The organism is bacterium (assembly GCA_031082185.1).
In the GTDB taxonomy this organism is placed as follows: domain Bacteria; phylum Sysuimicrobiota; class Sysuimicrobiia; order Sysuimicrobiales; family Humicultoraceae; genus VGFA01.
In genome coordinates this window covers 67,249-81,213 of the sequence record JAVHLI010000009.1, presented here as the reverse complement: position 1 = coordinate 81,213, position 13,965 = coordinate 67,249, and the positions used below count along the sequence as shown (strand labels likewise).

Annotated in this window: 13 protein-coding genes; 1 reads left to right on the top strand and 12 read right to left on the bottom strand. The window is 66.0% G+C overall.

Features of this window, described 5'->3' with window-relative positions; all coding sequences use genetic code 11:
• Positions 1 to 31 precede the first annotated feature (31 nt).
• The 5 genes from rplM to RDU83_09620 form a co-directional block, all read right to left on the bottom strand.
• Positions 32 to 460 carry a 50S ribosomal protein L13 gene (gene rplM, locus RDU83_09640; GenBank protein ID MDQ7841274.1) on the bottom strand — a complete coding sequence of 143 codons (429 nt, stop codon included), beginning with the start codon at positions 458 to 460 and terminating at the stop codon, positions 32 to 34.
• A gap of 129 nt (positions 461 to 589) precedes the next feature.
• Entirely contained in the window at positions 590 to 1,345 is a 756-nt protein-coding gene (locus RDU83_09635) for a glycosyltransferase family 2 protein (protein MDQ7841273.1), read from the bottom strand.
• 36 nt (positions 1,346 to 1,381) lie between these two features.
• Positions 1,382 to 1,753 (bottom strand): nucleotidyltransferase domain-containing protein, encoded by a 372-nt coding sequence (locus RDU83_09630; GenBank protein ID MDQ7841272.1) that lies wholly within the window; start codon positions 1,751 to 1,753, stop codon positions 1,382 to 1,384.
• Between the two features lie 331 nt (positions 1,754 to 2,084).
• Positions 2,085 to 3,212: a glycosyltransferase family 2 protein gene (locus RDU83_09625; GenBank protein ID MDQ7841271.1), complete on the bottom strand. Its 1,128-nt coding sequence runs from the start codon at positions 3,210 to 3,212 to the stop codon at positions 2,085 to 2,087.
• A gap of 24 nt (positions 3,213 to 3,236) precedes the next feature.
• On the bottom strand, positions 3,237 to 3,455 hold the full coding sequence (locus RDU83_09620; protein ID MDQ7841270.1) for a hypothetical protein: 219 nt from the start codon (positions 3,453 to 3,455) through the stop codon (positions 3,237 to 3,239).
• Between the two features lie 95 nt (positions 3,456 to 3,550).
• Between RDU83_09620 and RDU83_09615 the strand changes: the two genes are divergently transcribed.
• A complete protein-coding gene (locus RDU83_09615; protein ID MDQ7841269.1) occupies positions 3,551 to 4,006 on the top strand; it encodes a hypothetical protein in 456 nt (151 codons plus the stop codon).
• Here RDU83_09615 and RDU83_09610 read toward each other — a convergent pair.
• The 7 genes from RDU83_09610 to RDU83_09580 all read right to left on the bottom strand — a co-directional run bounded on the left by RDU83_09610 (position 3,991) and on the right by RDU83_09580 (position 13,960).
• Entirely contained in the window at positions 3,991 to 6,441 is a 2,451-nt protein-coding gene (locus RDU83_09610) for a glycosyltransferase family 39 protein (protein MDQ7841268.1), read from the bottom strand. The two genes, RDU83_09615 and RDU83_09610, sit on opposite strands and share 16 nt — an antisense overlap.
• A gap of 22 nt (positions 6,442 to 6,463) precedes the next feature.
• Complete coding sequence (locus RDU83_09605) at positions 6,464 to 7,837, bottom strand: hypothetical protein (GenBank protein MDQ7841267.1); 1,374 nt, start codon at positions 7,835 to 7,837, stop codon at positions 6,464 to 6,466.
• Between the two features lie 385 nt (positions 7,838 to 8,222).
• Positions 8,223 to 8,459, bottom strand: a complete 237-nt coding sequence (locus RDU83_09600) for a hypothetical protein (protein MDQ7841266.1) — start codon at positions 8,457 to 8,459, stop codon at positions 8,223 to 8,225.
• A gap of 69 nt (positions 8,460 to 8,528) precedes the next feature.
• Positions 8,529 to 11,111, bottom strand: a complete 2,583-nt coding sequence (locus RDU83_09595; protein MDQ7841265.1) for a glycosyltransferase family 39 protein — start codon at positions 11,109 to 11,111, stop codon at positions 8,529 to 8,531.
• 17 nt (positions 11,112 to 11,128) lie between these two features.
• The gene (locus RDU83_09590) at positions 11,129 to 12,046 is read right to left on the bottom strand and encodes a methyltransferase domain-containing protein (GenBank protein MDQ7841264.1); all 918 of its coding nucleotides are present in this window, start codon (positions 12,044 to 12,046) and stop codon (positions 11,129 to 11,131) included.
• Positions 12,043 to 12,951, bottom strand: coding sequence for a dTDP-4-dehydrorhamnose reductase (gene rfbD, locus RDU83_09585; GenBank protein ID MDQ7841263.1), 909 nt, complete (start codon positions 12,949 to 12,951; stop codon positions 12,043 to 12,045). Before rfbD ends, RDU83_09590 begins: the two co-directional genes overlap by 4 nt.
• Entirely contained in the window at positions 12,935 to 13,960 is a 1,026-nt protein-coding gene (locus RDU83_09580; GenBank protein ID MDQ7841262.1) for an SDR family oxidoreductase, read from the bottom strand. The genes rfbD and RDU83_09580 overlap by 17 nt, the downstream gene beginning before the upstream one ends.
• Positions 13,961 to 13,965: the final 5 nt, after the last annotated feature.

Here is a 13,965-nt window from a genome sequence, read left to right as displayed (position 1 = left end):
ACCTGCCACGTGGACTCCCTCGCTCCCTCTGCTACCAGGCCAGCGGCGCCGGCTTCTGGGCCTGCTGTCGGTGCTGCGGGCCTCGGTAGACCTTGAGCTTCTTGATCAGTTGGCGCCCCTGCCGGGTCTTGGGCAGCATCCCGCGGACCGCCTCGGTGATCGCCCGCTCGGGACGCGTCTTCATCAGTACCTCGTAGGTAATCTCCTTGAGGCCGCCCGGATAGCCCGAGTGCCGGTACTGACGCTTCTGCTGCAGCTTGCGCCCGGTCAGGCGCACGCCTGCGGCGTTCACAACCACGACGAAGTCGCCGACGTCAATATGCGGCGTGAATGTGGGCTTGTGCTTACCGCGCAGCAGCGTAGCGACGCGCGTGGCCAGCCGGCCCAGCACCCTACCGTCGGCATCTATCAGGTGCCAACGGCGGTCAATCTCGGCAGCGGTCGGGATGACGGTCTTCATGCAACCCTCTCTAGTCCGGTCTCTGCGCGGTCTCTGCTCGATCCGGGGGCGCGTCAATAACGCCGGGGACCGCGACGGTCACCCGGCGAGCGAGCCACGGCCTAGTCTAATATGGGCGGAAGAAGGGTGTCAAGCGCGCGGACCGCGCAGTCGCGCATCGCCGCCGGCCCGGGTGAACCGCACGCGCAGAAGCCCCTTGACGTCCTCCCAGGCCGTGCGAGCGATCCGGACCCGGCTGTCACGACCTTCTATCCAGACAACCGGCACCTCGTGGATACGATAGCCGAACTGCTCTGCACGCAACAGCAGCTCGGTGTCGAAGAACCAGGCGTTGTCCCGAACCAAGGGGACTAGTTGCTGCGCCGCCTGCTGGCTGAGCGCCTTGAACCCGCACTGGGCATCGGAGAACCGGCGCCGTGGGAACAGCAGGCGGATCATCAGGTTGTAGCCGCGGGAGAGCACCTCGCGCAGGGGGCTCCGCTCGATGCTGCTCCCGGGATGCAGCCGCGTCCCGGTGGCCACATGGGCGCGGCCCTCCAGCAGTGGCTCGACCAGGGGCGGGAGCGCGGTCAGGTCGGTGGAGAGGTCCACATCCATGTAGGCCACGACCTGCACCTCGGATGCCAGCCATGCCGCGCGCAGGGCGCGACCGCGCCCCTTCTCCGGGATGCAGAGGCACCGCACCTGGGGCCACCGCGCGGAGAGGCCTTCAGCGACCTCGGCGGTCCGGTCGGTGGAGCCGTTATCGGCCACCACCACGTGGTACGCGCCGGGATAGCGGGCGTCGAGAAATGGCACCAGCGCCGCCAGGCAGGCCTCGATCTTGGCCTCCTCGTTGTAGACAGGGATGACGACGTCGAGGCGAACCGTGCTCTCGGAAAGCAATGCTACCCCCTCACACGCCCGCTCTGAGCGTTCGCGTCAATCCGGGCGCTCGGCCAGCAGCAGCCCTCGCTCCATCGCGCGCCTGGCCACGGGATTCGCCTCGGCCTCTTCCACCGTGTAGCAGAGCAACTCAACCGGCAGCCCCAGGCCCTCGAAGTACGACGAGTAGTCGAGCGGACGGTCCAGCCACCGCCGGTCGGATCGCTCGAGCAGGATCAGGAGGTCGGCGTCGCTTCCGGGCACGGCCCGGCCCTCGGCAAGGGAGCCGAACAGGTGGATCGCCAGCACCTCGGGACGAGCGGTGATGGCCTTGCCGGCCGCCTCGCGCAGCCGCCGCAGCGCCTCGGCCCTATCCAGCCAGAAGACCGTGACAGAACCGTAGGATCGCTTCTCCACAATGGAGCGCATGCTCCGCGTCCTCCCTCAAGCCTGCCAGCGGGCGCTCTGAAGGTCACGTTCGGCCTGGCCCAGCCAGTCCTCATGCCGGGACGCCATGTCCCGATCCCCTCCCGGTGGAGCGACAGATCGAGGTGCACGGAATACGATACCAGATACCCGGCTCAGCCGCCACACGACCAGTGCCGGCAGATGCCGCGGGAAGTACCAACCAGGGTGTAGGTTGGCCGTTCATCCGTGGCACTGGGACGCCAGCCGTTCCCCCATGCGCCCTATGGGATCTGGGCATTCAGGCTGCTGTGGGGCCGGTGGTGTCGGCGCCACGCCGATCACCCCCATGCAATCACTCATCTCTGCTGCGCAGCTCCTCCGCGAATATTACGATGAACCCGGCCGAAAGCAGAAGCTGGAACCCGAAGATCACCAGGAACGACACGAGCTCGGCTTCCTGCGTACGGACGAAGTCGCCGAAGCCGCCCTGCACCCAGTCCATGACCAGCCGGAACCCGTAGGCGATGCCGGCACCAACCGAGAGCAGCCCCGACGCCGCCAGCGCCTTCCGCACTCCGGGACGCATGGCCAGATCGGTCACCAGATCGCCCATCGTGAACTTGTGCGCCAGAGCATACAGCTTCACGGCCACCCCAAAGACGATCGCCTGGGAGCCAACCAGCCCGAGCATGACGGCTATCAGGGTGGTGTGCATGCCGAAGGCGATCCGGCCGAGCTCCACCGGCCCCAGGAGGAGCACCCCCATCAACGCCACGCCCAACACGAGACATGCCAGGCCCGGAAGGATGAACGTCACGGTTGGGTTGTAGAGCATTATGAAGCCGAGAATCGTCCTCAGGATCCTGTACCCATCCCGCAGGGGGTGGAGCTTGGCCCTGCCGATGCGCCCGCGGTACTCTATGGGCAGGTCGAGAATCCTCAGCCCCATGCGGGCCGCCTTGATGGCGATCTCGGACTCGACGCCGAACCCGGTCTCGCCGAGCCGCATCCGTTCCATGGGACCCTTCCTGATGCCGTAGAGTCCCGTGAGCGGATCGTGCCCCTTGAAGCCGTAGAGCAGGCGGATCGCCGCCCGGAACAGGAAGCCGCCGATCCGGTTGAACGTCGGGATGTGCTGCTGGCCCAGGCTCCGCGAGCCGACTACCAGGTCGTACTCATCCAGCGCCTTGGCAATGCCGGGAACCACTTCCGTGGGGTAGGTCCCGTCCGCATCAATGAGGACGATCTTCTCACCCCTGGCGTGGGCCACGCCGGTTCGTATGGCAGCGCCCTTGCCCCGGTTCCGGGCGTGCGCAACCAGGCGGCACCGGAACCCGCGCGCCACCTCGGCCGTCCTGTCGGTGGACCCGTCGTCTACAACGACGATCTCGAACGTATCGGCCGGCAGTGCCTGCAGCCCCTCCAGCACGACGGACAGGCCCTCTTCCTCGTTGTAGGCGGGGATGATGATCGTGGTCATGGTACCCGGCTCAGGTGCCATCTGTCAGCGACCCCGCACGGAGTGCCCGGGGAGGATGCGAGAAGGCTGAGCCACCGCCACCAGCGACAGCCCAAAGGGCGGGGGCAGAATGCGCTCGATGATCTTCAAAGCCGGCACGATCCGGTCGAACACCCCCAGCGGCCCCGGGCGGTGCACGCGGCGCCGCAGTACCTTCCCTTCCCACCACCAGCCGATCAGTCCCACCATGTTCATGTACCGCATCTCCAGGATCTCGTAGCCTGCATTCTTAAGCGCCGACGCCAGCCTGGGGCGCGAGTAACGGCGGCAATGACCGTCCGCCTCATCCAGAGACCCGAATGCGGTCTCGCCGCCGGCACGATGAGGAGCAGCCGGCCGGCCTCATCGAGCATCCGCCGCGCGTTCTGGAGGGCACCGATATCGTCCTGGATGTGCTCCAGTACATTGACACAGACGACGGCATCGAACCGCTCGGCCATGCTCGCGCGGGCAAGATCGTCCGCCACGGTCCGCACGCCCGGCACCCTCGCCGCGAGTTCCCTGAGGCTGCCTTCGTTGACGTCCGTGCACGTGACGTCATACCCGCCTCGGAGGAGGTGCACCGTGAGGTTCCAAACACCCGCCCCCACCTCGAGGACCCGGTGGCCGCGAAGGTGCGGCCTGAGCTGCTCATAGATCCACGCGTGGTACCGGTGCGCCCCGGACATCAGGCGAAGGTTCATCTCTTCATCACTGCAACCCGCGGAGTTCATCACATCTCGCATGTGGCTCGTATGGCTTACCGCAGCGTGTAGAACTGCGCTTTGCTGAATTCTACCTCGCTTCCCTGATCCGCGATCAACCTGACCTGGGCGCTGCGTGCGGTGCGCGGGGCCGTGCAGGCCATGGCGTAGCGTTTCCAGCCGGGACCAACCGTCACCCGCCGCCAGGTGGCGTAGTCCAGCACTTTGCCGCCCTCGCCGAACCACTGGATGAAGAGCCGGGCGGTAGCCGAAGAGCCCGCCGACCGGATCCCAGCCTCCAAGGCGTGCAGCGTGTCAGGGGTAGCGGCGACTCGCTGCACTAGGTAGGCTCCAGAACCAAGCCATACGCGCATGCCCGCCCCTTCCGGGCCGCCGGCTGCCTGCGCAAGACGTACCGTACCATGACGGTCCCATCCCGCCGGTGCACCCGCGGGACCGGGCGCCATCTCCGGATTTCGAAGCAGCTCCTTGCCGCGCCGTACTTCGGTTCCACGCGGCGCGGATAACTGGAAGAGGTAGTACTCGCCGTGAGCGTGCTCAAGCCGCGGGCCATCTTCCCACAACGCCTCTCTGGCCAGCCACCCGTCCGGGTGGCGCCATTGGGCAATCACCGGGTAGTCCCGGTTCAGCACAAGGTGGCTGAACCCGGCTTGCCTCAGGATGGTCTGGATCTCGTAGCCCGTGCGGGCGCCGAGTACCGCGTCCGGAAGCGCTGGGTCGAAGAGCCGTCCGAGCCACGAGATGGGCACGAAGAAGCGCTCGTAGTAGAACGCCATGTCCTCGCCCGCGCCAAAGATCCGCGCTGACTGCGGAAGCGAGCGTCTGGCATACTCCGCGACCCGAAAGCCTGCGACGTGCGCCGCCGCATAATCGGACCTGGCGATGCTGCCACGCGCAACGGCGATCGGGAAGTCGGGAGGTCCGGAGGTGACCCAGGTGGCGGCTGTCACCATGACGGCCGCCGCCAGAACAAGACCTGCACGGAAAGCGGTGCTGCCGGGCGTGGCCTTTCCCAGCAGCCCAGTTGATCCAATGATCGCTGCGAGGGGAAGCAAAGGCAGTAGATACCGGAGGTACTGCGCGTTGAAGAACCACAGCAGCCCGCCAGTCAGAAGTATCCCCCATGCCCACGGAGCGACTAGCCTGCGAACGATCGCCCACAGCGCAAACGGGAGCAGGACCAGGTAGATCAGTCCGATGCTTCCATCCTCGACGAAGCGGTTGGGATGCAGACTGAGGTTCCACAGCAGACGCACGAGATCCCACACCGACGTGCCCATGCCAAAGAGGTGCATGTTGAACCTGGTGTTCTCTGCGGGCCAGTAGGGGCTCTTGAAGACGGCGTTGAGCATCGGGAACACAGGGTTTCCAGTCAACACCCATGCCCGCCCATACCAGAAAGAGCCGGCCACCACCGCCCCGAGCGTGAACGCTCCGAGCAGGCTCAGACGCACCTTCAGCCGCGGGAACGACAGGCCCCCGATGAGGGGCAGCGCCACCGCAACGGGGATGGCGACTACCATGCTGATCAGCTTGAATCCGACGGCAGTGCCTGCCAGCAGCCCTGTTACGAGGGCCCGCCTATGGTTTGGGCGAGAGGCGAAGCAGGCCAAACCGGCTAGGGCCGCGGTGGCGAAGAGCACCGACCATAGGTCGGTGTAGGCGGTTCCCCCGGTCCAGTAGACGAGGGGTGTGCTCGCGAAGATCGCCGCGGACGCCAGGCCGACCCAGGGTGTTGACAATCTGGCCCCCAGACCGTACGCCAGCAGGCTGACGTGCACGCCCGCTGCGTAGTGCATGAGCTTGGGCGCCGCTTCGCCCGGAACAAAGAGCATGCCAGCGGAATAGAGGACGTGCGCGTTCAAGGGGAAGTAGCTCTGGATCTGCTGCCGCATCTCCACAATCGCCCGCTGCACGGCGAACTCGCGAGCAATGGGGAGGTGCATTCCCAGAGCGTCATGGCGCACCTCGGGCGCCACGGCGCCGACCATACCTATCAGCATCAGCACTGCCAGGCCCCACCACCAGACTGCAGCAGGCGAGCCCGCGGTGTCCAGCATCGCGGGCCGGTTAAGCGCAGGCAACCGCTGCGCGTAGAGAACGGCCAGGACGACTCCGGGCAGGAAGATGGCGGTGATCGCCGCCCGATTCAGCGCGTCTGCAACGCCGGAGAGGGTCACGAGCAGGACCAAGACCGCCAGTCCCACGGCGGCAACAAGCGGAATGCTCTCCCACGAACTGCGCACATCCTCGAGATCCAGCCACCCGGCCGCCAGCGCGCCGTACCCGTATGCCGCGACCCAAAGCAGGATCGTGACAACCAGTGCTCCAAGGACACCCGCCGAGGCGGTGAGGAACAGGGTACAGGCTGATGCCAGCAACACAAGGCCCGACAGGGCAGCACCATGTCCACAGCGGCGCTGCAGACCCCAGATCGCTGCCCCGGGCATCCCAAACGTGACCAAGATGATCAGGATCTGCGCCACACCGGTCCTCAAGCTGGAACCATCAGGGCTCCGACAGTCGCCGCCCGTGCACGTGTCGAATCGTCCAAGCCATCCATGTGTTGGCCAGGCGAGAGCCTGGGCCTCGAGCCGGAGCGAGGAACATGTCCCTGAGCCGATTTACCGTCCACAGCACAGCAAAGATGAGACACACGTCAATCAGCACATTGAACAGGTGGAGTTGCCTTCCGGTGTCAAGCTGGCCGTCACCCATGAACTTCGTAACGTACTGCACAGCCGCCATGAGACCGAGAATGACGAAGAGCTCCGCCAGCAATCGTGAGGTTGTGCTGGCAGACCGCCTTTGGACCACCACCCCCGCCCCAAGTTGGACAACGAAGAAGCCGACAAGAAATCCCAAGTTGACTGGACAGCGTGCCTTCAGATTGCTCCAGACAGCAAACCGTTGACTTCGGGCCCGAGGCGGATAGCCGCTTTCCTTCAGGAAGTTACCATGTCCCCGTGGCCTGGTGAGAAAGGCGTAGCGAGCCTGGCGGGCCGCCGCTCGCTGGAGTCGGCCGGGATGGGTTACGTAGAACCGGACGATGCTACTCTGCCTTACCGACCCGAAGAAAGCGCCTGCGAACTCGGAATCCCGAATGGGTGAACCGGGCTGGAAGGCGTTCGTGTTCGCCAGAATGGCCAACCGACGGTCGAGCCCCAGCGCCGACAGGTCTTCCTCCGGCGAGGGCGACTTCCTCAAGATCCCAGAGAAGACGGCGTTGTACAGGTACGCCTCGCGGATGTAGGTAGGTGTAGCGAGGTAGTGCCAATAGGAGAAGGCGACCAAAGCAGTGGCCGCAGATAGGACCCCAAGGCGCCATGACGGTTTGGGCCAGCGCCAGAACAAGCGCACTCCCCAAAGAGCCAATAGCCACCCGAGCGTGCTGTTGTGAGTTCTCGCGCTGATGAAGAGGGCGGCGGCCACCGAGTAGAACGCCAGAAGGCAGAGGCTCGGTCGCAAGGACGTTATGGCGAGAAGCGATGCTGCAAGGGTCAGAACGAAGAAGATGAGACTCGCGGGCTCGCTGTAGATGGAATTGAAGTAGGCCACGTATCCAACGTCCGTGAAGATCAGTGCCACAAGTCCGAGGAGTACAGCCCGCGAAGCAATCGAGAGGGACCGACTGGCGTGAAGGGCAAGCCACACACTCCCCAGGAAGAACACAGCGTTCACGGCGCCTATGACTCGCAGATCCAAGAACCCGTCCTTCGAGAGCACCCGGTTGACCGCCAGCGCGACTTCCAGGAGGGGTTGTTGCGACGAAATCACCCCGCTGTCCCACCACGGCTCCCCTACCTTGAACCTGCCGTTGATGTAGCTGAAGTACTTGTCGTTATAGTCCCGCACAGTGTACTGGAGACCGACGCGCCCCATGAGGCGCTCAAAGTCCCCATTGTCGGCCAAGCCAACGATGGGTGGGAGGAGAAGCTGGTAGCCAATCGCGCAAGCCATGAGCAACACAACGATGGCGTCCCATCGGGAGCACAAGGGGGTCTCGCGCAGAGCGGGCGTGTTGCTAGTAGGCTGGAGCGCTACGGTTGACGGCATCCTCATCGTTGTCGTCGGTCGGAGAGGGTGTCCTCATTCAAGTTGAGACCCAGAGAGCAACCCCTGGTATTCATTCGAAGGCCGCGCTCGGCTGGTAGATGGCTGATTCCATTCGCCCCATCGCACCACCCGTCCTCCCGATATCGGTCAAGTTCTGAACTGCATGCAAAAGCGATCACGGCCAGAGCCCCTCAGGCAGCCACTTCCCTAATCAAGTCCTTCCGCGCCGCCGCTCCAGGCGCGCCAACAGAGCACCCGGCACGCCGACAACCAGCACGGTCGCCAGCAACATCAGCCCCAGTAACTCCGGGACCGACCGTACCTTCAGGACAACCGCAGCATAGTGCCAGACCAGGAACACCGCCCAGGCCAGCAGGAACCAGCCCAGCACTATCTGGCCCTGACTGCGGTCCTCCCCTAAGTGGTCGCCTGACTTCGCCCCAGGCATCTGTTGGTGATCCTCACTCATGAGGACTCTCTAGTACGAATCCGCGTGATCTCCGCAACGGCCCTAGGCTCACCGCAGTTCATAGAAGGCCGCGTTGTCGAATTCCACATCGCCTCCCTCCGCGGCGATCAACCAGACCTGGGCGCTGCGTGCCGTGCGCGGGGCCGCGCAGGCCATGGCGTAGCGTGTCCAACCGGGCCCGACCGTCACCTGTCGCCACGTGGTGTAATCCATCACCCTGCCACCCTTGTCGAACCACTGGATGAACAGCCTGGCGGACGTGGACGAAGAGGCCCCGCGTATTTCCGCCTCAAGCACATACAACCGATCCGGCGTCACCGTGAGCCGTTGCACGATGTATCCGCTTGGGGCGATGCGCGCGTGCGTCCCGGCGATTCCGGGCCCTGCCGGCTCCAGGCTCACGGGCCCATGCCTGTCCCATCCGGCCGGCGGGGCACCCACCTCGCCCGACATGCCGCCGTTCTGCAGCAAGTCACGTCCCCGAACGCGAGGACCGCCCCCGGAGTCCGAACCCAGACCGAAGAGGTAGTACTCCCTGTACGCGAACTCCAGCCGCGGGCCTTCCTCCCAGAACGCTTCTCTAGAAGCCCAACTACCGGTTGTGCGCCGCCGCACGACCGAATCGTGCTCTCGGTTCACGACCGCGTGCGTATAGCCGAACTCAGACAGGATCCGCTCTGCTTCCGCCCCCGAGCGGGCACGCAGGACGCGCCCTCGAAGCGCAGGGCTGATCATTCGACCGAGCAACGCACTGGAAACGAAGTAACGATCGTAGTAAAACGGCTGCGGTACGCCCACGCCGTAGATACGGGCTGATCTGGGAAGCGAGTGCTGCGCGTACTCGGCCACACTGTATCCGGCGACACGCACAGCGACATGCGCAGTCCGTGAGATGCGTCCCAGCGCCACTTCAATCGGAAAACGAGACGGGCCCGCTGCTATCCACCCTCCTATGCCAACGGTGACTCCCAAGGCCAGAGACGCAACCAGCAGCTTCCACCGGCCGAGAGATCCTCGATCAGCCAGCAGCCCCGCGGCTCCGGCAAGTGCGGCAAACGGCAGGACCAGGAGGAAGTACCGGACGTACTGGTTGATCAGAAACCACAACAACCCCGCGGCAAGAACGCCTCCCCACATCCAGACCGGAACCTGCCGGCGCGCCGCGGCAAGCATGGCCACCGGCAGCAGGAACAGATAGGCCACTCCGATGTCTCCGCTCTCGACGAACCGTTGCGGGTGGAAGGTTATCCTCCATGGGAGCAGCAGAGCATCTCGCAGCCCGGTGCCCATGCCGAACACGTCCATGTTGAATCTGAAGTTTGTTGCATCCCAGTAGGGACTCTTGAACACCGCGTTCAGCATGGGGAACACCGGGTTGCCTGTCAGCAACCATGCACGGCAATACCAGAACGAGCCACCCAACAGGAACCCGAGGCCAAGAGGGACGACCACGCGCCACCGGCCGGCACGCGAGGATTCCGCTGGTCTCATGAGGACAAGTGCCGCCATAGGGAGTACTACAACGAATGCCGTGACCTTGACCCCCACGGCTGCACCTGCCAGCAACCCCGCTATCATCGCCCACTTCTGTGAGAGGGGGTGAAGGCGCAGCAGAGACCCCGCGGCACCTAGCACAAACAGAACGATCCAGAGATCGGTGTAGCTGCTCCCTCCGACCCACAGCATCAACGGGGTGGAGGCCACCACCGCCGCCGCTGCCAGTCCCACCCTCGGCTGCCAGAGCCGCGCACCGAGATCATACGTCAGCAGACCGCTGAGCACACCCGCCGAGAAGTGCAGGAGCTTCGGGACCGCCTCCCCGGCTACCAGCGTCATCCCAAGGGCATATAGGATCGTCCCGTTGAGTGGGAAGTAACTCCCCATGTTCTGCCGCATCTCAACGATCGCCCCGCGGACGGCGAACTCGCGGGCGATCGGCAGATGGGCCGCCAGGGCGTCGTGGCGGATCTCAGGGGCGACGGCCCCCACCAGGCCGATTAGCACCAGCACGATCCAACCCCACCACCACTGCATCCCCACCGGCTCCGGCTCCGGCGGAGATTCGGCGCCGCAGCTTGCTGTCAGTCGCCGCAGCCCCACGCCCGCCAGGATGATCCCAAAGGCGCCGACCGCCACGGTCACGGGCCTCACCAGCACCCCAGCCCCACCGGCCCAAATCGCCAGGACGACAAGCACCGCCAGCCCGACTGTCACCGCCAGTGGCGCGCCCTGCCAGCCCCGCTGCCTTTCGTCAAGCCCTGCCCAGCCGGCCACCGCCGTCCCAAAGCCGTAGGCCGCGGCCAGCAGGAAGAGCGTCGCGGCAGCGGCCTCGGCCACGCCGGACGCCGCCGCCAGGTACGCCGCCGGTGCGCCTCCCAGCACCAGCAGGACCGAAAGCGCGATGCGGCGGCCACGGCGTCGCTCCAGGTGCGCCAACAGAGCACCTGGCACCCCGACAACCAGCACGGTCGCCAGCAACGTAAGCCCAAGGAACTCGGGGACCGAGCGGACCTTCAGGACGGTCGAGGCATAGTGCCAGACCAGGAACACCGCCCAGACCAGCAGGAACCAGGCCAGGGCTGTAACAAACCGGTCCGAAGACCTGCTTACCGATCCGCGCTCAAACAGCATACACCGCGCCCCTGCACCTATGTCCGACGAAGACCCAGGACGCGCCTCGTCAGACGATCCAGCCAGCCGCTGCGGCCCCTGGGATCCGGCGGTCGAAGACTAGTCGCACCGCGTTTATGGGGATGCGCGCTCAAGAGCCCCTGCGCCTCCGCTTCGAGGCGGTCCAGATCGTCCAGACGAGGGGGCCTGGGTTCCCAGGTCCGTCCGCAGCTACGGCACTCCCAGCCAGGGCCGGCCTCGCCAGCCGGAAGCTCCTCCACCCCGCCGCTGCCACAGTAAGTGCAGACCCTGGCGACGGTCCGGTAGCCGATCCCCTCCATCTTGCGGAACGCCATCATGAAGTTCGATCGGAGCGCCAGGTCGGCCCTGCCCGACCGGCGCAGTGCTGCCACCAGGGCCAGCGTGAACTGGCGTAGGCCTTCCCGGCCCTCGAAGAAAGTGAAACCCGCCGGCCAGTCGGCAAACGCCATCAGCTTAAGCCCGGTGTGCGCGTACACCTTCCGCAAGATCCCCGGCAGCCCAAACCTCTGGAGGTGGCCGCCGCCGGCAAACAGCGCCCGGTACAAATCGTCCTCGAAGCTCTTCGCGTTGGGGACCGACAGGTAGACGGTCCCTCCTGGTACCAGCACCCGCTCGGCCTCGACGATGGCCCGCGTGAAGTCCTGCGTGTGCTCGTAGACGAAGTTAGCAAGCACCAGGGCGAAGGTATCGTTAGAAAAGGGTAGGGCCTCGGCGGAACCCTGCTGGAACCGTACGTGCTGCGGCCACGCATCGGCCTCAGCCGGCCGCTCCAGGTCCAGGGCAGCTATCTGGAGGTGCGCGAAGTCCGCGTACCGGAAGCTGCCGCCGCCGCATCCCAGATCCAGCACGCGCGCGCCTGGCTCCAGCGCCTTCAGGTGCTCGTGCATAAAGAGATCTGTCGGAGGCGCGCTCACGGTTCTCCCCTGGCGCTCAGGTATCCCTTCGCCTCCAGGTACCGCCGGAGCGCGTCCTCCCACGGCGCCTGCACCAAGCCCAAAGCCAGCAGCCGCGACGACTCCAGGGCCGAGTACCGCGGCCGCCTCGCCGCCGCCGGCTGATCGGCCGAGCGTTGGGGCTGCAAGTCCACCTCCCAGCCGAGCAGGGCGAAGATCGCCCGCGCGAATTCGAACCAACTGCAGGCGCCCGCGTTCGACGCGTGTGCGATCCCGGTGTGCCCGCCCGCGATGAGTCCGCGCAGGGCGGCAGCGGCATCGGCCGTGTAGGTCGGCGACATCACGATGTCGTCCACCACCCGGATGGCCTCCCCGGCCCGGGCCTTGCGGATCATCGTCTCGACGAAGCTCCCTCCCTTGCCGCTGGCCCCAGCGACCCCGAACAGGCTGGAGACCCGCACGATCAGGTGGCGGGGCGCGACCGCGGCCACCAGGTGCTCGCCGGCCAGCTTGGATGCGCCGTAGACATTGATCGGGCGTGGCGGGTCGCCTTCCACGTACGGTCGGCCGGCCTCGCCGCCGAAGACGTAGTCGGTGCTGATGTAGACGGCCAATGCCCCCAGCCTGGCGCAGGTCAGGGCGACGTTCCGCGCGCCGAGCGCGTTGACCCGAAACGCCTCCTCGGGGCGGACCTCACACTCATCAACGCGGTGAAACGCCGCGCAGTTGATCACAACATCGGGCGCGATGGCCGCCAGCCGATCAAGGACACACGGCCCGTCCGTCACCTCGATGTCGGCATGACTCAACCCAACCGGCGCCCGATCTTCCATCGCGCGGACGAGGTCTGACCCAAGTTGCCCCGTGGCGCCGATGATGGCGACGCGGGGACTGGAAGGGGCTGGGGGGCTAGAGGATGCGGCCACGCTGGACCACCCCGGCCAGCCGGTCTTGCCACTCGAGCAGAGCCTTGTACCACGCGACCGTCAGCGTGCGGGGGCCGTCGGTCACGCGCCCCTCCTCGAGCGCGGCCATCACCTCCTGCGCGCCCTGCTCAGGCGTCCACGCTGGCAGGAAACCCATCGCCTCTCGGGCCTTACCGAAGCTGACCCGGTACGAGCGGTGGTCGGGTAGCCCGTACCACTCGGTCGCGCCGTCCCGGCCCACAGCGCGAGCCACCGTCTCGGCCAGCGGAAGGATCTGAACGTTCTGGTCGTCCGAGCCGATGTTCAAGATCTGGCCGCTGACACGCTCGACGGGCGCGTCCATGGTCAGGACGAAGGCCCGCGCGGTGTCACGGACGTGCACGAACGGCCGCCACTGAGTGCCGTCGCGCAGGACCGGGATCCTCCCGTGCTTGTGCAGCCCTAGCACCATGCCGTTGATCGCCAGGTCGAACCGCATCCGCGGGGACAGGCCGTAGACGGTGGCCTGGCGCAGGACCGTGACGGCAAACCCATCCCCGGCCAGCGGCAGCGTATCCTGCTCGGCCAGCAGGTTGGCCTGCGCGTAAGTGGTCAGTGGATTGGGCGGCGACGCCTCGTCGAGCACCACTCCCTCGTGAAAGCCATAGATGCTGCACGACGACGCCAGGATGTACCGGGCCGCGCCCCGCTCGCGCGCGATCCGGGCGATCCGCACCCGACCTTGATGGTTGATCTCCAGGGTCCGCTCGGGATCGAGTTCGCCGGCGGGGTCGTTGGAGAGCGCCGCCAGATCCATGACCACCTCGATCCCGTCGAGCACCTCGGGCGCGCACCAGCGGATGTCGTCCTGCACGATGCGCAGCCGGGGATGGCCTGCCACGCCATCGAGGGCCTCGCGTCCGAAGAAGAACCGGTCGAGGACGGTTACTGCGTGGCCGGCATCCAGCAGGGTCTCGACGAGGATGGACCCTATGTATCCCCCGCCGCCGGTGACAAGCACGTTGGCCATGGGGC